The sequence below is a fragment of the Streptomyces sp. NPDC006435 genome, from assembly GCF_040612315.1.
GTDB lineage: Bacteria > Actinomycetota > Actinomycetes > Streptomycetales > Streptomycetaceae > Streptomyces.
Map to the genome: position 1 here is coordinate 20639 of NZ_JBEXPY010000015.1, position 22768 is coordinate 43406.

The following is a 22768-nucleotide window of genomic DNA, read 5'->3' on the forward strand; positions in this document are numbered from 1 at the left end:
CGGATCGTTCCGCCCTTCCCGACCTCCCCACCCTACCGACCGTGATTCCGCCGTGCCGATCGAGTGACGGTCAGTACAGGGCGACCTCGCACCAGACGGTCTTGGTGCACGGGTCGCCGCCGGTGGTTCCCCAGCGGGTGGACAGGGCTTCGACGAGGAGGAGTCCCCGGCCGGTGTCGAGGTCGGCGGACGGCGGCGGAATCGCGCCGGGGGAAGGCGGACGGCGCTCGGGCCTCGCGTCCGTCACCTCGATGCGGAGCGAGGTCCCGTCGGGGCCGAGGGTGAGCCGCAGCCGGAAGTCACGCCCCCGCACCCGGCCGTGCCGCACCGCGTTCGTGGCGAGTTCGGCCACGAGCAGCGTCACCGTCCGGTTGGCGTCACTGTCGTACGGCCGGCCCCAGCGGTGGACCTCCTCGGCCGCGAGACGCCGGGCGAGACGGGCGCCGCGCGGGGTGGCCGAGAGCCGGATGACGAAGTGGCCGGTGGGGGCGGGGAGTTGGAAGCCCTCCGGACGAAGTGCCGAGTGCGGCGCCGCCGAGTGGCCGATATCACGATTCATGTCACTCAGCGTGGTCGGCCACCTCTACGCCGACCAGTGACGACGTCGGTGCGCGACGTCACTGTCCGGGTGCTGTCCGGGCGGTGCGGCGTTACGCGGGGCGCCGACGAGCAGTTGGGCACGGACGGAACGGACGTGGAGGTGCGCGAACGTGGGTGTGACGGGGCAGGGAACGCAGGGCGGCGGTGACGGGATGGAGCCGTACGACGGCGACGACGAGGAGTCGGCGGCCGTACTGCGGACGGTCGGCCGGGTCGTGAAGACGTGCCGCGAACGAAAAGGGCTCACCCAGGCCGATTTGGGCGCGGCCATCGGTTACAGCGAGGAGCAGGTCTCCTCGGTGGAACGGGGACGGCGCGCACCGAGCGCGACGTTCCTGGAGAAGGCCGACGAGGTGCTGGAGGCCGGTGGGTTGATCGTCGGGCTGAGGAAGGAGGCGGAGGAGGCCAGGTTCCCGAAGAAGGTAAGAGATCTGGCGAAGCTGGAGGCGAAAGCGGTCGAGGTCTGCACCTACGACGACTCCGTCGTCCACGGCCTGCTCCAGACACCCGACTACGCAAGAGCCCTGTACGAGATGCGACGTCCGGCGTTCTCCGAGGAGGAGGTGGAACGGCTCGTCGCCGCACGACTGGCGCGTCAGGGGATCTTCGACCGGCAGCCCGCCCCCGTCTTCGCTTTCATCCAGGAAGAGGTGACGTTGCGACGCCCGATCGGGGGCAGAATGGTGATGCGGAAGCAGCTCGAACACCTGTTGGAGGTCGGCCATCGGCGGAACGTGGAGATCCAGGTGATGCCCACGGATCGCGAGGACCACGCCGGTCTCGCGGGGTCATTTCAGTTGCTCCGGCTCAAGGGCGGGGACACCGTGGGACACAACGAGGTTCAGCTCACCAGTCGGCTGATCTCCCACCCCGGGGAAGTCCAGATCCACGAGATCCGCCACGGCATCATCCGGGCCCAGGCCCTCACACCCCGTGAGTCGCTGGCCTACATCGAGAAAGCGCTGGGAGAGACATGATGACCAACCCCCCGACAGGGAACAGTCCCGTGCTGAACTGGTTCAAGAGCAGCTACAGCACGAACGACGGCCCGGCGTGCGTGGAGGTCGCTTCCGCCCCCGGCACCGTCCACGTACGCGACTCGAAGCACACCCGGGGCCCCCAACTCGCCTTCGGCCCCCGGCAATGGGCCGCCTTCGTTTCGTACGCCGCCGATCAGCACTGACACACTGCCGCACCGCACCGCCGATGCCCCGCGCCCGGTTCCGTACCGGGTGCGGGGCATCGCCGTAGCGCTGTAGCGCCGTGGCGGTCGTCGAGGGCCGTGGCGCTTCGGCGCCCCGGCCCGCATCGGCGTCGCGACCCGCGCGGAGAGGACATGCCGAGGTAGCCGCTCGGCCCCTCGGAGCTGCCCCGACGTCTCTGGTGCGAGCATCGCCCGCCCGGTATCCAGGGAAAGTCGAATTCCGTCACCGGGTTGGGGAACGCGTGCACGATCGCGACAGGACGAGGACGACCGGCACCGATACGAGACGAGCGCCCCAGCAGCCCGCCGAACCGGAGACGGTTCCGGGGAGCCTCATGGACCTGCAGGCGACTGTCGGGAACGACGCCGTGGTGCAGATGCTGCGGCGGGCCGGGCAGCTGTCCGCGGAGCAGCACGGGCACGGTGTCGACCACGGGCATGCGCAATCCGAGGTGGTGCAGCGTTCCACCGTCCATGACGTATTGCGTTCGCCCGGACGCCCCTTGGACGAGGCCACCCGTATCGACATGGAGGACAGACTCGGCGCGGATTTCTCCGACGTCCGCGTCCATGACGACACCGCCGCCAGGGCCTCGGCCGCCGAGGTCGGTGCCCGCGCCTACACCTCCGGCCACCACGTCGTCATCGGCGACGGCGGCGCCGACGAACACACCCTCGCCCACGAGCTCACCCATGTCATCCAACAACGCACCGGCCCCGTGGCCGGCACCGACAACGGCGCGGGGCTCAGGGTCTCCAGCCCCACCGACCGGTACGAACGCGAAGCGGAGGCCAACGCCACAAGGGCCATGCGCCCCGCCCCCGCACCGACCGCCTCGGCCCGACCAACGGGAAAGGGCCGACCGTCGCGCCCCGCCCCGGCGGTGGGGCCGAGGAACGTGCAGCGGACGAAGAACAACCAGATGTCGACCAGCAGCGTCTACGGGCGCGTCGCGGCCGGCGAATTCGGAGAACCCGCCGCCGAGGACGACGTCCCGGGAATAATATCGCTCACCCCTGCCCTGCTCAGATCCGATCTGAACCTCGCCAAAATAGCCGAGAGGTACAGAACAGGATTCCCCGAAGACGCCACCGGGATCGAAAGCAGGTTCGCCCTGGTGATCGGGGTGAACTGCTGGGAAGGAGAAAGCGGGAAAGAAAAATTACTCAGGGAAAAAATTAAAGAATTCGAAGGAGTATGGAAGAAGGACGCGTTCAAGGTAGAAGTCATCGGGTTCTCCTGGAGCAACCCCGTGGCAAACGAGGGCAACAAAAAGGAGCAGAACATAATCCCTTATGGCAGCATCAGAGAAAGGATCATGCGCGACGAGGCGGTGAAGCGGCTGATCATTGGACTGAGGAAATCCGGCAGAAAACACGTCTACGTGCACACCAGCGATTCCGATACCCAATCGTTCAAGACCCAGGCCGGGCCGCTCTTCTCCTCCGCCAGCAGCCAGGGCGGACCTTTGGGCGGCACCGACCCGATGGACATATTCAGTGGTGGCTACACGGGCCTCGACCCCAATTCAACCCCCGAAGAGAAAGAGGAAAAGAGCACCAAGTCCGCCAAGAAGGTCAAGAAGGTCAAGAAACCCAAGAAGCCGGAGGAATTCGAACGGGACCTCATGTTCTGGAACGCCGCCCAGGTGGACCTTGCCATCCGGGACGCCATGGCCCGACAGAAACCGAGCTCCGTCTACTACCCCGAGCCGAACACCTTCGTGAAGGTTCACGATGAACTGGACGAGTTGGAGGACGGCATCTCCTTCGAACAGGGCAGCCAGGAAGGGGCGGCCCTGGTGAAGAGCGCACGGAACGAGATCTCCAATCGCGGAACCGAGGAGGTGAGAGAGGGATTCGACTCCCGGTACGCGATCACCACCGATATGGAGCGAATCGGAAGGAAAGTCGGGACGGGACTGTACAGCACCAAGAAACCCGTCACCAAGGAAGTACTCGAACAGCTCTCCGAACTCTCGCAGAGCCACTCCAATCAGATCACATGGCAGGACCGTATCGAAGATGCTTACGGTCTTCCGGCGGGCATGGCCGCTTCGATCGGCAAGATCGTGTACGCGGGCGTGCACGATCCGAAAATCCTCGGCGAGGATTTCAGCGAAGACACCGTAAAGAAATACATCTTGGATGAAATCAAAAAAGACAAAACTCTGCTCAAGGACCTCAAGGACCATAAAATCCTGAAAGAGATTTCAAAGATGGCGTTCGAGAGCAGGAAAGTTCTGCTCGACGCCTTCACTCGCGCCCGCGACCAGCTCTCCAGGGCTGAGGAATGACCTTCGCATCGAATTTTCGGCGGCAGGACGCCCGTCCGTCAGAAGGCCTGGAGCGGCCGTACCGCGCCATCCCGCCCCGTGACTCCTGAGCGCCCTCCGGCGAACCGGCGGAGGGCAGGGGTGCCCGGGGCGGGGACGGGGACGCGCCTCGGCTCTCAGGTTCCCGTGCCGAGTCACACGCAGAGACGGGCGAGGCCGGGTGAACGCTCCAGATCCTCTGGATTCCGCGCCCTCGTGGCGTCCACTGCCCTGCGGGCGTCGAGCACCCGCGAGAGGTGGTTCCCGAACTCCGGGGGCCTGTCGACGGCCGGCTCACCATTGGAGAAGGAACTGGAAAGAAGATGCCGCTCCACGACGGGCCACCGAAAAAAATCCCGCCCGTTCAGGCAGCAGGGGCCGGTGGTGGGGCAAAATTTCCTCACTCCTTCGCCGGAAGTCCGTCCTCGTACCGGGCAAGCATTTCGGCCAGCGTGCGTCGCATCTTCTCCCGCAGCGGCGGCGGCCCCACCACCTCCGCCCCCGCGCCCAACGACAGCAGTGCGGGAAGCGCCCGTTCGACGGACTCGATGGGGACGACCACCCGGATCCAACCGTCCGCGTCGCGTTCCGCCGACTCCGCGGCGGCCCGCGCCGCCGCCGGTTCGAGCGCCTGCCCGATGCCCGCGAACGCCTCGGCCGACAGGCGCAGCACCGCCTCGTCCAGGAAACGGCGCGTGTCGAAGGTAGCCAGGTACTCGTGCCAGTGGGCCGCCAGGTCGAATCCGGCAGGCCGGGTGAACGTCTCGGCCAGGGGCTCCAGTTCGTTGATCCGGGACACCCGGTAGGTCCGCACACCGCGCGCGGAACCGGCCACCAGGTACCAGCGACCGGCTTTGAGGACCACTCCGTAGGGGTCGACGGTCCTGCTCACCTCGTGCGGGGTGGCCCAGCGTTCATACCGGATCCGCACGCGCTGCCGGCCCCACACCGCGCTCACCGCCCCGGCCAGCCGAGGGGTCTCGTCGGAGTCCTGGTACCAGCCGGGGATGTCGACGTGGATCCGTTGCCGGGACTGTTCGGCACGCTCGCGCAGCTCGGGCGACAGTGCCGCGGAGAGCTTCAGCCGTGCCTCCGCCGCCACGGCACCGAGGCCGAGATCGGCCGCCGCGTCGGGCAGCCCGGTCAGGAAAAGGGCACCGGCCTCGTCCGTGGTGAGCCCGGTGAGCCGGGTCCGGTGCCCCTCCATCAGCCGGTACCCGCCGTCCGGTCCGGATTCGCCGTACAGCGGGATACCGGAGGCCCCGAGCGACTCCATGTCCCGGTAGACGGTGCGTACCGACACCTCCAGGGCGTCCGCCAACTCCCTCGCGGTCATCCGGCCGCGTGTCTGCAGGAGCAACAGGGCACTCACCAACCGGCTCGCTCGCACGGAAAAAAACAATACCCGGATCACTGACAGCAGGTGTCAGTGATCCGGCCCTAGCCTCGCCCCGTTCATCCGACGAAGGACGAGAGGCCACACCATGCCCAGTGCGCAGACCGCCGGACGCGCAGCCGATCGCCCGTCCTGGGCGCCCCTGGCCATCGTTCTGATCGGCGGGTTCATCGCATTCCTGGACTTCTTCATCGCCAATGTGGCCATCCCCTCGATCCAGAGCGACCTGGGCGCCGACGCGTCCGGGGCGCAACTCGTCATGGTGGGTTACGGCGCGGCCCTGTGCGTGGGGCTCATCACCGGTGGGCGGATGGGCGACATCTTCGGCCCCCGCCGGATGTTCCTGGCCGGCCTCGCGCTCTTCACCGCCTCGTCGGCGGCGTGCGGTCTCGCGCCGGACATCGGGTTCCTGATCGTCGCCCGCATCGTCCAGGGGCTCTCCTCGGCGATGCTGGCCCCGCAGGTGCTCGCCGTCGTGAGCCACGTCTACACCGGTGAGGCGCGGGGCCGTGCCTTCGGCGCCTACGGACTGATGCTGGGGCTGTCCGGACTGTGCGGGCAACTCATCGGCGGCGTGCTGATCGCTCTCGATGTCGCCGGGCTCGGCTGGCGGAGCGTCTTCCTGGTCAACATCCCGGTCGGTCTGGTGATCCTGGCCCTGACGCCGCGGTCCGTGCCCGACATCCGCACCGGGGCCGACACCGAACTCGACCTGGTGGGCGCCGCTTTGGCCACGGCGGGTCTCGTCGCGGTGGTGCTGCCGCTGCTGGAGGGCAGGGAGCAGGGCTGGCCGCTGTGGGCACGGGTGTCGCTGGTCGTGGCCGTGCCACTGATCGCCCTGTTCATCACCCACCAGCGGCGACTGGCCGCAAGGTGCGGGGCACCCCTGATCGACCCGGGGCTGTTCCGTTCACGGGGATTCACCATCGGCGTCACCGCGTACTTCGTCTACTTCATGTCGATGGGTTCCTTCTTCCTGCTGTTCGCGATCTACATGCAGGAGGGCCGCGGCTGGACCCCCTTGGCGTCCGGCCTGCTCTTCACCACGATGAGCGCCGGCTTCTTCGGCTCGTCCTTCCTCGCGGGAAGGATCGCCGCGCGCATCGGGAACCAGGTCATCGCCCTGGGCGCCGGGCTGGTGGCCGCCGGATACGGGACGGTCGGCGTGATCGTCCCTCAGCTCGGCACGAACGGCACGGCAGGCTGGGTTGCTCCCGGACTGCTGGTGGCCGGTTTCGGCATGGGCCTGGTCGCCGCACCACTGCCCGCCGCAACCATGGCGGACGTCGACCCGAAACACGCCTCCTCGGCCTCCGGCGTACTGTCCACCGCGATGGAGGGCGGCGCGGCACTCGGCGTCTCACTCGTCGGCCTGGTCTTCTTCGGCACGCTCGGAAACCCGCCGGCCCCGGACAACTACCCCAGGGCGTTCTGCCTCGGCATCGCAGCCATCGTGACGTTTCCCCTCGTCGTCACACTCCTCGTCCAGGCGCTTCCCGGTCCGACTCCGACCACGCCGGACACGGACCGGGAAGGGAGCGAAGAGACCGGCACGGCGAAACAGCCGGTGCGCTGAGGGCACTGAGTCTTCTCCGCGATCCGGGCACTCAATGCCCCTTGCCATGGGGCCGAGTTGGCGCCACTGCCCGATCACCGGAAACCCCGCCCCATGGGCACACCCTGGAGCTCCCCGACGCGGTGACGCAGATGCGACAGCGCAAAACCGCAGGTAGGAGCCCCTACTTGACCGGCTCCAGAATCGCCACGCACTCCACATGGTGCGTCATCGGAAACACGTGCGACTACAAGCCATCAAAGAAAGCGCAGGTCAGGCGGGTTCCCGCCCACTGCGCTGGTGTCGTCCCGGGCCTGGAGCGTCAAATAAGCGTCACGGGCGTCTGCCGTACCGCCCCCGAACCAGAGGGCCAACATCACCACAGCGAAGCCGCACAAGGCAATGACTCAAGCGATAAGCGTAAGCCGGCTTTCCCGCTCACCGACCTCGGGCTGCACTCTGTCTCGTCGTCCTCGATAACGTTGACCGGGTACATGGGTGATTCGTGAGAGGTTGCCCTGTGACCTCCGGCCGCGAATGGGGGCGAACATCCAGTTCGAAGAGCTGACGGCACTGACGCCAGAAGGCGGACCGGCACTGGTCCGGGCCGGGGATACCGCGTTCCGGCCCGTGACGCGGCGCCGTACCGCAGAGTGGGTCGGCCGGGGTGAGGCCGAGCGGATGAAGGCGGAAATTGTGCGGCTCGATCACACCGCACAAGTGACCGGAGTGCGCGAGCCGGCCCCTCTTGCCCCGGCTCAGGCTCCGCCCGTTCGCCGGATGCCGGATGCCGGATGCCGGATGCCAATCAAACCTGTCACGGAAGGCGGGCAAGCCGGTCGAGGGCCGTGTCGAGGTCCCTCTCCCCCGCCCTTCTCAGTACAGCCGCGGCCTGCCCCATCGCCTCAGCCGACTCGGCCGTCCTTCCCGCAGCCTTGAGCGCCTTCGCGAGCCACACCAGCGTCCGGGCCTCCCTGCTGCCATAGGTCAGCGACCGGTACAGCACGCGGGCACGCACCAACTCGACGACAGCGGCTTCGGGATCTTCCCGCGCCATCCGGATGCGGCCCAGACTGAAGTGCGCGTGCGCCTGCCCGTTGACATCGCCTGTGTCTGTCAGCAGGGACAGGGCCTGCAAGCAGCACTCGGCCGCCTCCTCGTACTGTCCGAGGTCGTATCGCGCGCTCCCGATGCCGCTCAGTACAGCCGCCTGTCCAAGAACGTCCTGGAGTTCTTCGAAGGCAGGCAGGGCCGCACCGAAGTGATCCAGTGCCTCCCCGGGGGCACCACTCTCCTGGAGCAGAACCCCGAGGGTGTGGCGCCCCAGGGCGGCTCCCAGCGTGTCTCCGTCGTCGTCACTGATCCGCACCGCACCGTTCAGTTCCCGCACGGCAGCTTCGACGTTGCCCAGGGCTCGGTGGGTCCCGGCGAGCATCCGGCGCACCATGGCCACGTCGGCCGGGGCAGACTCCCGTGTCGCCGCAGGAAGAGCGCGATGGAGACCGGCGAGCGCGTCCAGATGACGATCGGACCGCCACTGGAAGGTGACCAGGGTCATCGACAACAACCATGTGTAGCGGTCGAGTCCGTGCCGCTGGGCCAGTCCGACGGCGGCGGTCAGCGTCGAGTACTCCGCCTCGAACCACCTCATCGCCGCCGTCGTGTCGGCCGGGTCCATGACTACGAGTGTGCCGGGCTGGCCGATCGGCAACCGCCGCCCGGGCTCCAGCCGCCGGTCGCAGGCCCACGCCTGGTGCAACAGGTAATGCAGCACTCGCTTCACTACGCGAATACGCTCGGCTTCGGCCCACTCGCGGGTCAGCGCCTCGGCGTAGACCCGGACCAGATCATGCAAGGCGTACCGCTCGATCGAGGGTTCGAGCGCCAGGCTCATCCCCAGAAGCTCGTCAACCGCATTACTGACGTAAGAACTGTCCTCGGGCTCGATCGCCCGCAGTGCCGCCCAGCTGATCGTCGGCCCCGGATGAATCGCCAGCCGCTCGAGCAGTCTTGCCGCCGGCACGGAGAGCTGCCGGCGGGAAGCGTCGAGCGACAGACGTACGCTCAGATCCTCGGAGCCCAGGTCGAGTGAGTGCAGCCGAGTGCTTTCCACTCGCAGTTCGCGCACAATGTCCGGCAATGCCCATGGCCGCCGCTTGATGCGCGCGGCCATGATTCCGAGCGCCAGCGGAAGCCCGGAACAATGTTCCACGATGTCGGGCACGAAGGGAGCGGCTGTACGCATGCGGTCCTCTCCGAGCCGCTTGCCAAGGAGTGCGGCGGCGTCTGCACGATTCAGTGGTTCGAGAGCGATGAGTTCAGCGTGCTCCCGGATCTCCAGCCCGTCCAGGTGGCGGCGGCCGGTGACGATCGTCGCGCTGGCCCCGGCCGGGGGGAGCAGTCGGCGGACGTGCGCCTCGTCCCACGCGTTGTCCAGGATCAAAAGGACCGAACGGTCCGCGAGCGCGGTGCGGTACGCGGACAGCATGCCGTCCGGCGTCGGCGTGGCCGGGCGCACGCCGAGATCGTTCAAAAGCCGGGCGATGACGTGCTCGTGGCTCAGAAGGCCCTCAGGAGCGACCCCTCCGAGATCAACGTGCAGGATGCCGTCGGCGAAGTACTGGTCGAGCGCCACCGCGACCTCGACAGCGAGCGCGGACTTCCCGACGCCGGGCAGTCCCGACAGGGCGACCAGCCGGGACCGCTCCGGGGATCGCCCCAGAAGAACCTCGGTCATCCGATCGCGCTGCCGGCGGCGCCCCACCAGGGAGACCGACCCGAGCGGAAGCTGACGGGGCCTCGGCGGAGTCATGGCGCGGAGGGAGACGACAGTCCCCTGGTCGTATTCACCTGTCGCGCCCGCGAGCAGCAGGTGCGCGGTGGAGCGGCCGCATTCCCGCTCCCACTCTGCCAAAAGCGGCGGAATCTCGACCTCTCTGCCGAGCATACGCAGTGCGCGCACCTTGAGTTCAAGCAATGCCTCACTCGTCGGCCAGTGCACCAGGGCAGAGTCGACCCGGTCGAGGGCGGCCCGCAGCTGAGCGCACTCCAGTTCCGCCTGGACGCAGGCGGTCGTGGCCTCCCGGAGCTCCCCCATCAGTTCATGGCGTCTCCGATCGAAAGCGACCCCCTGCACCCCATCGAAGAGAATCCCGCGCCACTCCCCTGTCGCGTCGCGAAGTGAATCGAGCCGCACCGAGGAGTCGCGTGTGGAGTCCGCCGTCCGCAGTAATCCACGGAAGCGCAGGTAATCAACCTCTTCCGGCTTGACGTGAACTCCACAAAACCCCCTCTCGTTGCTCTCGGAGCAAATTTCCGGCACAGACTTCCGAAGCTGGTGAAAAGTCTGCCGAATTCGATTCGGGCTCAACGGCTCCTGGGGCCACAGGTAATGCATGATCTCGTCGTGGGACGCGCGAAGGCCGGGCGAGACAAGGAGAACGACCAGCAGCTCCAAGGCCTTTCGCGACCTCACCCCAACGGCTCGGCCCGCCCTGAGGACTGTCACCGGACCCAGTAATCGAAGCTCCATGACGCCTCACCCTCTTCCCGTTCGCGGCGGATCCGCAAGCACCCGAGGAGAAGCATGGCACATCTCGTCGAGCGGCATTTAACGTTCACCTAACGCTTGCCACTTGGCCGCGACGGGATCGGCCTGGCAATCTTCGAGCACCCCGATCCGACTAGTCCGATGGAACGGGAATCACTGGATCATTCATTCGATGAACTCGAATTGATCTTCGATTGCGATCGAATCCGACCCAGTAGTCGAACAAGGAACTCAAGGCCAGGAGAAGCTCATGCCCCGAAACCACATCGAACGCCGTACCAGCCGGCCCGCCCCGAGGCGCTGCGTCAACGGGACGAACTCCACCCGGCGGCACGACGCCCGTCTGACCTCCGGTGCGGCCTCCGCCACGTGGCACGGCCGCGTATGGAAGCCCGTCCGTCCGGCTGCTGAACTCGCCCGCGAATCAGCGCTGTTCTCCGAATTCGAGTAGAACAGGCCTGCCAAGGCCCGGGGGCCGTGACGCCGGAACCGGGCCGAAGGCAGGCTTGAGCGACACCGTCGGAGGCGGGCCCTGGTGAGAGAGCCCCGGCCCGCCTCCGGCCGATGCAACGGATACGCCGCCGCTCACCCGGGCGGCGGCCCTCCTGGAGCCCTTCCCCGAATCCATCCGAATCCCCCAAATCAGAGGTGAGCCGACCGGTCCGGCGCCTCGCGACGCGGGGCCGGAATCGGCACGCCAGCAGCATCCGGGGGCGGCTTTCGGTCGTCGGGAAGGCTCTCGATCCCCTCGTCGGAACGCTCCGGCGCGATCTCCCCGTCTGTCGCCTCCGCTCCCGGTTCTTCCGCCGCGACGGTGGGAAGGACGTACGCCTGAGCCAGTCCGGCGAGGTGCAGGGGAAGCGGAAGAGAGAGAGCGACCGGATAATCGGGAGCCATGCGCAGTTGGTGCGTCGCGAGAGCGATGGCCTCGGGTTCGTCGGGCGCGGAAGATGACGGCAGCTCCACGTCCCGCTCCGTATGGCAGCCGAGCACGGCGATCTCGACCAGCGTCGGGTTCCAGGCTCCGGTGCCCGCCTGGGAGGTGAGCTTTCCCGCGGCGTTGACCCGGGCGGCAAGCCTGTCGAGTGCCGGTGAGACCGCGAAGGTTCCGGGACGTTCCGTGCTGCTGTAGAACACCCGCGCAGCGATGTCACCGCATTCCTCGCCCCTTGGAGGTACCGCCCAGAACCCCGCCGGCTGGCCATGGGCCTTGCCCGGCTCCGCCAGGCCCCACCACTGAGCCGTCTCATGGCCGGCTCGCCCGCGTACCCGGACCAGGCGGAGTTCGTCGTCGATGCCTCCCGGTGGAGCGTGACCGACCCTGATCGCGTCAGGTTCGATCTGCCCGTCCTGCAGCCAAGGCCAGTGCGACCTGCTGTTCTGCGCATGGGTGATGAGAACGGTCGGGTGATGGCGGAGCGAGTGCAGCATGCGCTGGAGGAAGCGCGCGGTGTCCTTGCGCTGCTCTGACAGATTGGTCCGCCGTGCCTTCACGGTGATACGCGGCGCGCCATCGGCGCCGGGCTCGTCCGGGGCGGACGGGTCGATCTCGGCTTTCTTCACCAGCCCGAGCAGGAAATGCGGATAGGGAATCCAGGTGCGGGTGTCGTCGTCCCATCCACGGACGACGCAGAGTCCACCACCCTCGGCAAGCGGAGTGACGAGCACGGCGACCGGCAGATGCCTCGGCAGCCGGGTAGGTCCGTCCTTACGCCGCTTGACCATCCAGAGGGCGGCGTACTGAAGACCGTCCGGCAGGTCGCCGCCCAGGGTGTGTTCCGGCAGGACACGTACGCCGAGCTGGCGGAAGCCGTCCAGCCAGGCCTGGTGAGCCCGGTGTTCGACGGTGTCCGCGTTGGCGATCCGCCGTTCTCCGGAGGGCGTGACGACGAACTGGGTCAACACTCCCGCGTCGGCGCACCCGAGGCGCTGGGCGAACTTGGGGTCGGTGTCCGCCTCGCGGAAGGTCGTCCGGTGGCCGATCTCGACCAGGGCGAGGCCGGGACGGCTCGGGTCGGCGCCGTCCGCGCGCAGCCAGCCGCTCAGCTCCCGGCGGCGAACGGTCAGAGCGCGGGCCGCTCGCTCTCCCCGGCGTCCGATGGCCGGGTCGAGAACGAGCCCGTCCGCGAGCCCGTCGGTGAGCGGCAGGCAGCGCAGCCGCACCACGAGTTCCGGGCTCTGCCATTCGAGCGTCACGGGCCGGCCTGGACGGGCGTCGTCGAAGGCCTGTTCCGACAGATCGTGCGCTCCGCCGTCGCCGTCGAGGCCCAGCGTCCTGGCGAACTCCCGGACCGCGTGGCGGCGCAGTTCCGCGGTCCGCCAGAGCAGCCGGGCCGTCACATACGTCTGCTCGGCTTCCGGATCGGACGTGAGCCCGGCACGGTCCCCGAGCACCGCGATGGCGCGGCGCCGGGCCAGCGCCGCGCGCGATTCCTCGGCCTTCTTCGCCGGCTCGCCCAACGGCTTGGCACGCCGATTGGCCGGGGCTCCGATCCCCTTTCCGCGTCCGCGCACCAGATCGGGCAGCCGGACCACGCCCGGCGGCAGCGCCGTCTCCGCCCAAGCGGTGAGCTGGGACCTCTGATGGGGCATGAGCCCCGGGCCGACCTCATGCGCGCCCATGTGGTTGCTGTGGACGACGGCGGCCCGGACACCGGGGCCGTCGCCGATCCAGTCTTCCGGGCTTGCGAGCAGGTGGTCGGGAGCGGGGAACTGTCCGACGACGCTGAGCTGGTGCAGGATGCCGGCCGGGTCGTTCTCGACCCAGGTGAATCCGTTGGAGGCACGGTCGCGCCGCAGCCGGGCCAGCGCGCCGCGTTTGGTCGCGGGCACCCCCGGCAGCCAGGGAATCTTGGGCCGCAGATACACCGTGGTGGACTGGCCGTACGGCAGCGGCAGCCGCCCGGTGTCGGACCTCGTGTGGGTGGCCCAGCGGCGTACCCCCCAGTGCAGATGCAGCCGCGGCCGCGGGTCGAAGGGGGTGGTGTGCAGCGAGATGTTGAGCGTGATCGAGAACCACCACTCCTTGCGTTTGATGGTGCGGCACAGAGGTTGCGACATGAGCTCCGCGCCTTGGTCCCGGGGGCCTCGGGGCAGCGCCTGGAAGTGCAGTTCGCCCCCGTCGAAGGGATAGGGGTCGAGACCCAGGACGCGGCGGGCGAGCGCGTCGGCGGCGAGTTGGAACTGCCGGGGCTCCGGTGCGGCCGTCCCGCCGTCGGTGAGGTGCGCGCCGAGAAGGTCCACCCCCGGCACGCTCTCCCAGTTCAACGGGGTGCCCGCCAGCTCGTCGCCGCATCGCAGGAGGAGGGCACGCAGCTCCGGGGTGGGCTCGGTTCGCCGGGGCATCAGCATGCGCAGCCAGGCGTTGAATACCTGACCGCCCGCCCGGCCGGGGAGAGGGGCGGGCGCGTCCGCGGGCACGTACATCCAGAAGTCCTCGGGTGGCAGAGGTCCCTCACCGACGGGAGGGCGGGCCCGCGGCCGCACGATCACTTCGGGAGCGAGTGTCTGCAGTGCGGTGTCCAGGCTCTTGGTGGGCAGGGTCCGCTGCCACTCGGCCTCGGGGCGACCGTGGTTGTAAAGCGCCAGAAGTGGGCTCTGCCAGTGTTCGGGGAAGCGCAGGGCTCGGTAGTCCTGGGTCCACGGTGCGGCAGGGTCGGCGAGGTGGTAGGCGGATCGGCGGATCTCTCGGTACACGGCGATACTCCCTCGGGGGCTGTGTGATGGGGGCCGGTGTCTGTCCGTCGTGGGTCAGCGGTCTCTGGGCGGCGAGGTGTCGATCCCGCACAGCGCGTTGTACAGCGGCCGGTAGAGCAGCCTGACCAGGGATGGATCGGCGGGGTCGGCGCAGACTCCGGGGTCTTCGGCGAAGTAGGGGGCCAGCACGTCGCGCAGGCGGACCAGCAGGCCGGGATCGTTCTGCCAGCGCGGTCGGCGCTGGTCGGTCGCGCGGCCACCGGCCGCCGCGAGTTGGGGGGCGAACGCGGCGTCGACGAAGACGACTCTGGCGGGAACCCCGCCGCGGACCAGGCGGCCGATCACCTGCCAGAGGGTGACCAGCTGATCCCAGGCGAACGACTCCTTCTCCGGGGTGGACAGCCTGGAGTACATGTAGGAGCGGGAGAGCAGGCGGCGCCACACACCCCGCGCGGCCGTACGGAAGGCGCTGCCCGCTCCGTCCAGATCCGCCCCGTCGCCGACCAGTCCGGCGAAGGTGCCCTCGGCCAGCCCGGGTTGGTCGCGGACGAACCGCGCCGCCCAGTCGTTGACGGCGAAGACGGAGAGGAAGAGGTCGTCCGGGCGGGGGTGGGGGCGAACGAGGAAGAACACGGTGCCGAACGCGGCCACCCGCTCCTCGCCGGGGCTCTGGAAAGGGGTGAGGATGTTGTGTCCGCGTTCGACCGCGAGCAGGGGCGCGACCAGGATCTGGGCACTCTTGTCGGCCGCGAACTCGGCCAGATCACCCCGGCGCACGACGGGCGCCGTCGCCGCTCCCGCGGAGCGCGCCTCTGCGGCGAGGGAGGCCTCCAGCGCGGCGTCGTCCGCGGCGAGCACCCGGACGCGTTCCCGCCAGGCGGACATCTCCGAGAGCGTCGCGGCCACCAGCGCGGCCTCCCGATAGCTGCCCACGAGCAGAAGGGCTCGTCGACGACGCGGATCGGGAATCTGTGCCAGTTCGCGTTGGAGGGGGCTACGGGTGCGGTCCCGAGGGGAGCGTGCCAGCTTCTCCACGAGCAGGCGCAGGACTGCCTCTCGCGTCTCCGGGTTCTGCCCGGAGATACGGATGGGCTGCCCGGCGTCGTCGTACATGAACTCGGTGCGGAACAGGGACTCGCCGATCGAGCGCAGTGCCTCCGGCTGCGGTTTGAGCACCGCCTGGACGGGTGCGACCACGTGGGCCCGGGTGGAGGTTCCCGCCCAGCTGGTCCCGGACATGAGCAGGACGTTCGGGCCCGTCGTGCCCCGGTCGGCGTCCGCGCCCAGCCGGGGCATGGAGAGAAGGAGCTCGCGGCCCACCCCGGCGCACCGGAAGAAGCGAAGGGTGCCCGTGCACCGTCCGTCCCGGCTGTCGCGCTCGTCGAGCAGAAACTGGAAGCCGAGCACATTGCCCATGGGGGACTCGGGCAACAGGGGTGCGTAGTCCAGGGGCGGGCGCCTGGTCAGCTCGTGTTCTCCGGGGTCGAGCCGCAGGGCTGCCTCGACCTGGGGCCAAAGGAAGGTCACCCGATCGAGCCGCTGGTGCAGGGCCGCAAGTACCAGAGTGAACTCCAGTCTCTCCGCTTGAAGTTCGAGCCACTCCTCGGTGAACTCGGATTCGTCCTGTGGTACCTCGCCGGGAAGCGGCGGTCGCTCGAAGGGCCTGGGCGCACCGTCGAGAAGGGCGTCGAGCAGGGCTCGCACGCGCCCGCGCGTCCGCTTCTCCTGAAGCGTGTGCAGGACGTCGTGGGCCAGCCTCGCCAGGTCGTCGGCGAAGGTGCCGTACGGCCCACGATCACCGAGGGGGTCATCACGGAAGACATCGAAGACCTTGGTGAGCCGGTCCCGGCGGGCGGCCCAGGGGGTGTCCTCCACAACGGATGTGGCCTCGGACGGACGATGCAGGGCCTCCTCGTCGTCGTAGAGTGCGGCCTCGTCCACCGTGTCGTCGTCCTCGAGGGCCCGTTGGGGCGGCGGATACCAGGCGTTGAGCAGGCGTTCCTGAAGGGTCCATGGGCTGAAGTAGTCGATCTGGGCCCACTTCCGCAGGGCCGGGGTGTCGATGAGCATGGCGTAGAGCCGATCGGCGGCGGAGCCGACGACATCCAGAGCGGCCGACCAACGTTCGACATCCTGATCGGAGAGTTGCAGCCGGCCCTGCCGGGAGAGTTCGGCGATCTCATGGGTCTGGAGCCGGTCGAGCCACGATTCAGGACCTGTGGTGACCAGCGTGGCCGTGGGAGCGAACGTCTGATCGAGCTGCATCTGAACGCGGTCGGCTTCGTCCACGACGATGATGTCGCTGCGCAGACAGGCGAGTTCCAGATACCGCAGTCGTTCGGCGTTGAGCTGCCGCGGCACGGAAGTCTGGACCAAGCTCGCTGGGTTGGCGACCCAGATGAGCGCGTCCACGAGGTCGCGCGAGGAGGAATGACGGGGGCAGACGCTCCACAGCGAGCAGGCGTGCGACTTCCCCGGGTCCTCCATTTCCTCGGCATCGCCGGGCTCGGCGCCGGCGCCGGTGGCGCCGACCGGGCGCACGCCCCGGGCGTACCGGAGTTCCCGGGTGACACGGGCGGCGTGCGACCGCGCGCCCTCCTCCTGGTCGGGTTCGTCCGCACGACGATCCACCGGATGCAAGGAGCCGCAGGGCGCGTCGGCGAAGCGCAGTGGCGCGTCGGTCTCCAGGGCGCGCAGCGCGTCGAGCGGACAGGCCGTGCTCAAGTGGGCGAAGGACGGGTCGGTGTGGTCCAGCAGCGAGCGCTTGCCGCGTGCGGCGAGCCGCCGGTGCAGGCGCTGGGTGTGCTTGGGCCGGGTGGTGGCGCCCTGGACGAGCGCCGCCCGCAGACCGAGCCCCTGAAGAAGCTGGGTCTGGCTGAGCTGCTCGGCGACATCGCCGACCAGCAGAGTGGTGCGCAGATTCCGCTGATGCGCCCAGACCGCGAGCAGGATCATGAGGGTCGACTTCCCGGCGCCGACCATGCCCACCAGGTGCGTCAGCCCGTCCAAGGCGAGCGCCTCTGCCTTCTCGAAGTCCGTTCCGTCCGCCGTACGGACGTCCAGTTCGAGACTGGCCAGCCGCTCACACCATTGGCCGGACTGCCTCCCGAGCTGGAGCTCCCGCGCCTCCATCCACCTCGCGGTGTCCTCGAGTTCGGCAAGGGAAACCTCGATGGGGCCGCCGGGGCCGGGGCGGGGAGCGACGAGGTTGTGCCCCGGCGGGGGATCGAACACGAACTCCGGAGGGATGGTGACGGAGGAATAACGGCGCTGCTCCTTGAAACGATGTGCTCCCTCCCCGGCGTACGGAAGCGGATTCGTCGCGAAGTCCGGGACCCGTCCGAGCGCGTTGTCGTAGACATCGAAGCGGTGAGCGGCCACCGGGTGCGCGACCCGGCGTGCGGGTCCGCCACCGGCCGGAACCCGGTAGCCGCGCAGCTGCTCGGGAAGCTGCTGGTAGCTTTCCAGGCTCTGTTGCCACAGGCGCCGTCGTCTCATGGGCCACAGGAGGTGGCGGGCCGCCGTCAGGGCGAGCTGGTCTTCGGGGGTTCTCACCAGTCCGGCGGCGGAGGCGAAGGGGTAGCCGCCGAGGAGGACCCAGACTCCGTCCGCCGCCCGTCCGGGCCCCAGCGTCTCCAGCAGCCGCAGGCCCAGTTCGACCTGGCAGAGCAGAGCGGGTTTGATGCCGCGGTACTCCGTGGGCCAGGGCCTCAGGTCCTTGACCAGCCGCTGGTACCAGCCGCTGCGGTCACGCACGATCCGTCCCCTTCCTCCTGTGCGGCTCCGGTGCGATGCGCGCGTCCGGGCCTCGTTCGCCGCGCAGCCGCTTCCGGGCGGCCTCGACTACTTGGTCGTCGGTGAGCAGGCACAGCCCGGCCGCGTGCGCGGGGCGCTCCCGGGCGAAGGTCTCCAGGTAGTCGCCGCGCTCGCGGACCCGGAATTGCGGCACGGCCCAGCACGCCTCGTCGTACGGCGGCTCGGGCCGCACGGTGCCGGCGGCACGGCCCAGAAACCCCGGGTGGGTCCAGTCCTTCACGTCGATCGCCCAGACGTGGCCGTCGGGAAAGGTGATCCTCAGGTCGTACGCGTCGTAGCCGGGCCACATCTCGACGGCGAGGCCGAGACGGCGCAGCTTCCTCTCCAGATCCACCTCGGCGTGCCCTGGCCCGGTGACGAACTGCCGGAGCGGGCGCCGGAGCTGCCACAGTCCCCCCACTTCATCGGCGGGCAGTCGCCGGCCGGGGGGAGGAGAGCCGAGGCGCCGGCAGTGTTCGCGTTCGCACCACCAGCCGCCGTCGACCAAGGGGACGAGCAGCGTGAGGCAACGGTCGCAGGCGAGGCCGACGCCGTCCCTGCCATGGCACGCCGGCACAGGCGCGTAGACCTCGTCGACAAGGAACTGGACCGGTTCGAGGTAGAGGTCCGTGCTGACGTCGGGCCACTCCGCCTCGGTCAGCACGGGCCGGGTGACCAGCAGCCGCCGGAACGCCGTGTACGACTCGGGAACGTTCGCCGCGCGGCAGGCGTTCATGGCTTCGCCGATCACCAGCTGGGCGTACTGGCGGCCGGTGCTGTTCCCGAACCCTTTGACCTCGAGCTCGCCGCAAAGCTGTGTCGGCCTCCCGGAGTGCGGGTCGATGAGCCGGTTGTCCCCCCTGAAGAGATCCAGAGGCAGCGCGTCGAGGGGCCAGCTCCGCAAGGGGCGGGTCCGGCACCAGCCGATCATCTCCGGCACCCCCGTCGGCGGCTGCGCCCCGCTGCGCAGACAGGCAAGGACCAGCCGGTCCAAGGCGCGCTGAGCGTCAGGAGGGTACGGAAGGGCGAAGGAGTCCAGCCGGCCGACCTCGTCCAGCCGCGCGACGGCCGTGGCGACGTCGCGGAGCAGGACCACGTCGGGGTTCTCCAGCCAGTCCGGAATCGTCCCGGCGTCATCACTCACGCCGACTCGACCGGTCCCGGCGCGGCGTCGGGAACGGAGGCCGGCGGGGAGGCGGAGACGTACGCGGTGCCGGGGGCACACCAGGTACGCACTTGGCAGGTGTGACAGTGGCGACCTGTGCGAGGCTCGTACGAGGTGTCCCGGAGCAGAGGCTCGGCGAGATCCGCGATCACCTCCTGGGCTTCCGCCACCGTCGCAGGGCGGCTGGGATCGATGGCTTCGAGGCGGCTCTCCCCCGCGCCCTCCCTCAGATGCTCCAGCTCGACACGGCCGCGGCGCGCCCCTTCGCCCACGGCCCCCTTGTCGAACAGCAGCACGGCCAAGGCAAGTTGAGGGAAGGCCCGCAGCAGCGGGCGGCCTTCCCACAGGGGCGCGGCGGCGGTCTTGGTCTCCCGCCAGATCCACCGCCCCCTCCGGGTGTGGAGCAGGTCCGGCACGGCGAGGACGACGACGTCCAGCTCGGGGATATACGCCGTGACCTGGTGCTGCGGCAGCACCTTCTCGTCCTGAGCCAGCCCGTCCAGCGGGCAGAGCGCCCGGTGTTCATCCAGCATCCGCAGGGCGCTCAGAGCCAGCGGCTCCTCCAGCGAGTGCCCCGGGGGCAGCATGCCCTCATGCGCCTGGGGAAGTTCCCGGCAGCCGGCGGGGAGAGGCCGCTCGTGCCGCGCGTTCAGCACGGCGTCCACCACCCGCCCCCGGCGCGCGCCGGGGTTCTCGGGGGTCAGGTCGTTGAGATACAGCCGGCGCACGAGGTGGTACTGGGCGGGACAGTCTCCATGAAGTCGCAGGTCCCAGGCGGAGATGGAACGGCGCCTGGCACGGAACGGCGCGGCGCCCCGAAACGGCCCCCAAAGCTGCGGAGTGCGCGGCAGCTCGGCACAGTGCCCGATGACCTTGCAGTCGACACAACTGGCGCCTGGGCGTACCCCGGTGCCGGTGGCGGCGGCGACGAAGGCAGGTGCGGCATCCCGCCCGAACCGCTCGCGCACGGTGTCCGGCCCCCAGTCGAGCAGGGGGGTGACACTGCCGTCCGCACAGCCGAAGTCGAAGACCCGCACCCGATCCGGTGGCGTGGGATTCACCAGGGGGGTCTCCGGCGGGCGAGCCTGACGGGCACGCCTCCGGGCGGGCAGGCCCTGTGCGACGACATAGGCGATCGCGGCCTTCTCCGCCGCTGGACGGTCGGGCTTCGCACGGCCGAAGGAGGGGATCCACAGATCCCTCACCGCGCCGTCCGCAGAAGCGTACTGGCGGCCCCAGGTCTTGTGCTCGTACTGCCGGGCGCCCCGGCCGTCAGGGTGTTCCCGGAGCGCGGTGCGCGCGGTCCAGTCCAGCCGTACCGGGACGGTGGGGGGCAACCCCGCGGCCTGCGCGGCGCGTTGCTCCCGCGTACGGGCGGCGACATAACGTTCGAACGCTTGGATGGTCCACGCGATGAGGGAGGGGTGCGCGGGTGCGCTGCGGCCACGGAACGCGCCAGATGTCTGGCGCAATTCCTCGACTACCCGCCCGGGTTGCCAGTGCTCGTGCTCCCATAGGTCCAGCGCGGCAAGCAGGGGGCCGGCGCCGAAGTCCTCCAGAGGTTTGGGCCGTTCACCCATGAGGGGTATAAGCGGCGCTCCGGCGGCATCCGGGGTCTCCGCGCTGAGCAGGGGCCGGACCGCGGTGCGCAGATGGGACGGACAGGCATGGGGGTCGGTCCGGGCGTGGGTGGTGCTGACCTTGACCAGCCAGCTCTCACCAGTGGTTCCGGGCGGATTCTCCATGGTTCCCCCTGCTCAGGGCGGCACGGACGGAGTGGCACCGAGGGACACGGCCACCGAAGCACTCGAACAGTGTGGCACAGCTTGTGAACTAAGTCGTTGGATGTCATCGACCACATCCGGCACACGGTACGCTGCGCCTTCAGGCAGGGCATTCGGGCATACAGAGGGGCGCAGAGAGTGGAAGCGGACTGGGAGGACGTACGGGCGGGGGAATTGATCGGCGAGTGCTACGAGCTGGTCGATCCGGCAGGCAAGGGAGCAATGGCCCAGATCTGGCGGGCCCGCGACCGGACGAACGGTCGACAGGTCGCCGTGAAGTTTCTGCGGCTGGATTCCGAGGATCTCCTTCAGCTCGACCCCCGGGACCGGGAGGACGAACTTCACTTTCGGCGCGTCAGGTTCTCTCGCGAGGCACAACTCCTCGCCCGCCTGCGGCACCCCAACATCCCCGAGCAGTACGCCTTCGGAACACATCACGGTGTCCCCTACCTGGTCATGTCCTACGTGGTGGGGATCAATCTGCGAGCCTTCCTGAACCAGTACGCACCGCTCACACCTCTGGTCGCCACCTCCGCCGCCGCGCAGATCGCCGCCGCCTTCGTCCACGCCCATGAGCTCCGTGTGCTCCACCGGGATCTGAAGCCGGACAACGCGATGATCTCCGAGCGGGGCGTAGGGTTCTTGATCGATTTCGGCATCGGCAAAGAGCTCGGAATCGAGTCCACCCTCACCCAGCCGGGTTCCACCCTCGGCACACGGGGCTACCAGGCGCCGGAGCAGATCCAGGGCGAAGAGGCCACCGCGGCTTGGGACGTCTACTCGTTCTGCTGTGTCTTCTACGAACTCCTCACCGGAAGACCCCCGTTCGTAGCCAATGAACGGGACGGTTCGGTGGAGCGCCAGCATCTGCGCAACATGCCGTTGCGCCCGGGCGATCTGGCGGCGGGGATCCCCGACGCTTTGGACAAGCTGGTACTCCGGGGGCTCTCCAAAGAGCCGGAACAGCGCCCGACCATGAGGGAAATCCTCGATGTCCTGGACGAGTTCACCCCCAGGCCCGGCGACCCCGAGCCCCTGCCACAGATCCTGCACGACCCCACACGCCCCTTCCGGTGCCCCGAGACGGCCCTGGACCCGGATGAGTCACCCCAGCGGGAGCCGATCCGGAGCGCCGTGGAAGACGAGCAGGCGGGATGGCTGGACCCGGACGCGATCGCGCTGCTCTGCACGGCGGCCGAGCGGGAGTTGACGGAGGGAGGTCCCGGGGGCGCGGTAGATGAACTCGCCGGGCTCACTTCCCGCGTTCGCGAGCAGTGGGGGCGCCGCCCGCTGGTCCGGAAGGTCTGGGAACTGACCGCCGGGGGGCTCTGGCTCGCGGGAGAGTTCGATTCCGCCGCGCAGCGGTACCAGAGCATCGCGGACGAGCTGGTACCCGGAAAAGGCCCTCATGAGCGGGCCGACCGGACGGTGTTCGGTCTGCGCGCCGCCCGGTGCCGGCTGGAGTCCGACGGAAACATCGCAGCGGCCGTAGACGTGGTCACCGAGGCCGGTTACCTGGCGGCGTCGCTGCCCGAACCGTACGCCAGTCAGTTGGAGACGGAACGCCGCGAGGTGGCGGACCGCATCTCCGAACTGCTCGCCGAGCAGGACGGCGGGTCGGACTCCAGCACGGCGGCCGAGCGGGAATGACGTCACTGGGCCGGGCCGGATCCGGACCGCCCGACCTGGCCCGGCATCCCCCTGGTAG

Annotated in this window: 13 protein-coding genes; 6 read left to right on the plus strand and 7 right to left on the minus strand. The window is 69.0% G+C overall.

All coding sequences use genetic code 11. From position 1 onward, the window contains the following. Positions 1-70 precede the first annotated feature (70 nt). Positions 71-559 carry an ATP-binding protein gene (locus ABZZ04_RS17005; RefSeq protein WP_356933000.1) on the minus strand — a complete coding sequence of 163 codons (489 nt, stop codon included), beginning with the start codon at positions 557-559 and terminating at the stop codon, positions 71-73. Between the two features lie 193 nt (positions 560-752). Here ABZZ04_RS17005 and ABZZ04_RS17010 point away from each other — a divergent pair, with 193 nt between their 5' ends. The 3 genes from ABZZ04_RS17010 to ABZZ04_RS17020 all read left to right on the plus strand — a co-directional run bounded on the left by ABZZ04_RS17010 (position 753) and on the right by ABZZ04_RS17020 (position 4101). After that, on the plus strand, positions 753-1577 hold the full coding sequence (locus ABZZ04_RS17010) for a helix-turn-helix transcriptional regulator (protein WP_356933095.1): 825 nt from the start codon (positions 753-755) through the stop codon (positions 1575-1577). After that, positions 1577-1783 carry a DUF397 domain-containing protein gene (locus tag ABZZ04_RS17015; protein ID WP_356933096.1) on the plus strand — a complete coding sequence of 69 codons (207 nt, stop codon included), beginning with the start codon at positions 1577-1579 and terminating at the stop codon, positions 1781-1783. Before ABZZ04_RS17010 ends, ABZZ04_RS17015 begins: the two co-directional genes overlap by 1 nt. A gap of 356 nt (positions 1784-2139) precedes the next feature. Then, complete coding sequence (locus tag ABZZ04_RS17020) at positions 2140-4101, plus strand: DUF4157 domain-containing protein (RefSeq protein ID WP_356933001.1); 1962 nt, start codon at positions 2140-2142, stop codon at positions 4099-4101. Positions 4102-4519: 418 nt separating this feature from the next. Here the strand turns inward: ABZZ04_RS17020 and ABZZ04_RS17025 are convergent, their stop codons facing one another. Then, positions 4520-5533 (minus strand): YafY family protein, encoded by a 1014-nt coding sequence (locus ABZZ04_RS17025; protein ID WP_356933002.1) that lies wholly within the window; start codon positions 5531-5533, stop codon positions 4520-4522. Positions 5534-5603: 70 nt separating this feature from the next. Between ABZZ04_RS17025 and ABZZ04_RS17030 the strand changes: the two genes are divergently transcribed. After that, complete coding sequence (locus ABZZ04_RS17030; protein ID WP_356933003.1) at positions 5604-7091, plus strand: MFS transporter; 1488 nt, start codon at positions 5604-5606, stop codon at positions 7089-7091. A gap of 796 nt (positions 7092-7887) precedes the next feature. Here the strand turns inward: ABZZ04_RS17030 and ABZZ04_RS17035 are convergent. Beyond that, positions 7888-10527 carry an NB-ARC domain-containing protein gene (locus ABZZ04_RS17035; protein ID WP_356933004.1) on the minus strand — a complete coding sequence of 880 codons (2640 nt, stop codon included), beginning with the start codon at positions 10525-10527 and terminating at the stop codon, positions 7888-7890. 343 nt (positions 10528-10870) lie between these two features. On the opposite strand from ABZZ04_RS17035, the gene ABZZ04_RS17040 reads away from it, so the two are divergent. Next, the gene (locus ABZZ04_RS17040; RefSeq protein ID WP_356933005.1) at positions 10871-11071 is read left to right on the plus strand and encodes a hypothetical protein; all 201 of its coding nucleotides are present in this window, start codon (positions 10871-10873) and stop codon (positions 11069-11071) included. 191 nt (positions 11072-11262) lie between these two features. On the opposite strand, the gene ABZZ04_RS17045 is transcribed toward ABZZ04_RS17040, so the two are convergent. The 4 genes from ABZZ04_RS17045 to ABZZ04_RS17060 are packed head-to-tail and all read right to left on the minus strand — an operon-like array spanning position 11263 to position 21021. After that, positions 11263-14316, minus strand: coding sequence for a DUF3962 domain-containing protein (locus ABZZ04_RS17045; RefSeq protein ID WP_356933006.1), 3054 nt, complete (start codon positions 14314-14316; stop codon positions 11263-11265). Positions 14317-14370: 54 nt separating this feature from the next. Further along, positions 14371-18072 (minus strand): hypothetical protein, encoded by a 3702-nt coding sequence (locus ABZZ04_RS17050; protein ID WP_356933007.1) that lies wholly within the window; start codon positions 18070-18072, stop codon positions 14371-14373. Next, the gene (locus ABZZ04_RS17055; RefSeq protein WP_356933008.1) at positions 18065-19255 is read right to left on the minus strand and encodes a hypothetical protein; all 1191 of its coding nucleotides are present in this window, start codon (positions 19253-19255) and stop codon (positions 18065-18067) included. The genes ABZZ04_RS17050 and ABZZ04_RS17055 overlap by 8 nt, the downstream gene beginning before the upstream one ends. Then, positions 19252-21021, minus strand: coding sequence for a PD-(D/E)XK nuclease family protein (locus ABZZ04_RS17060; RefSeq protein ID WP_356933009.1), 1770 nt, complete (start codon positions 21019-21021; stop codon positions 19252-19254). The genes ABZZ04_RS17055 and ABZZ04_RS17060 overlap by 4 nt, the downstream gene beginning before the upstream one ends. A 177-nt stretch (positions 21022-21198) precedes the next feature. Here ABZZ04_RS17060 and ABZZ04_RS17065 point away from each other — a divergent pair, with 177 nt between their 5' ends. Then, complete coding sequence (locus ABZZ04_RS17065; RefSeq protein ID WP_356933010.1) at positions 21199-22710, plus strand: serine/threonine-protein kinase; 1512 nt, start codon at positions 21199-21201, stop codon at positions 22708-22710. Positions 22711-22768 lie beyond the last annotated feature (58 nt).